The 550-nt window shown below is 80.5% G+C and carries 1 pseudogene; it reads left to right on the top strand.

Annotation, left to right across the window (positions count from 1 at the left end):
• Window positions 1-550 (top strand): annotated as a pseudogene (locus STRAU_RS43220) (DNA helicase RecD); the annotation flags it as partial.

Raw genomic sequence — 550 nt, forward strand, 5'->3', positions numbered from 1 at the left:
GGTGCGGCTGCCGCCGATGCCGGTGGCGCCGAAGTGCCGGGGCAGGCCGAGGCCGAGGCGACTGGCCCTGCGGCCGGCGCGGGCGACGCGGGCGCGGGGGACGACGAGACCGCGGCGCAGGGGGCACCCGAGGCGACCGGCGATGTGGCCGACGCGGACGGTGGCCCTGCGGTCGACGCGGACGGTGGTGCGGACAGCGGTCCCTCCGAGGCCGAGGCCGAGCTCGCCGCGCAGCGGGAGTTGCGTGAGCGGATCGAGCAGCGCAAGGCCGCCAAGAAGGGCCCCCTGGAGGCGGGCACGAAGCTTCAGGGGACGGCGGCCGACCTGCTGGCGGCCGTCCGGGCCGTGGAGAGCGGGGAGAAGCCCGTCGCCTCCGCGTTCCGCGAGACCGAGCCGGTCGCACCGCGCAGGCCGGCCCCCGCCCCCGAGCCGGTGCGCCGCCCCGCGCCCGAAGCCCCGGTCGGCGCGGCCGAACCCGCGCCGGAGACCACCGAGGCGGTGGCGGCCGTGCTGGCCGAAGGCGGTGCGCCCGCCGCTCTCGCGGCCCGGG

The sequence above is a fragment of the Streptomyces aurantiacus JA 4570 genome (assembly GCF_000414115.1).
GTDB lineage: Bacteria > Actinomycetota > Actinomycetes > Streptomycetales > Streptomycetaceae > Streptomyces > Streptomyces aurantiacus_A.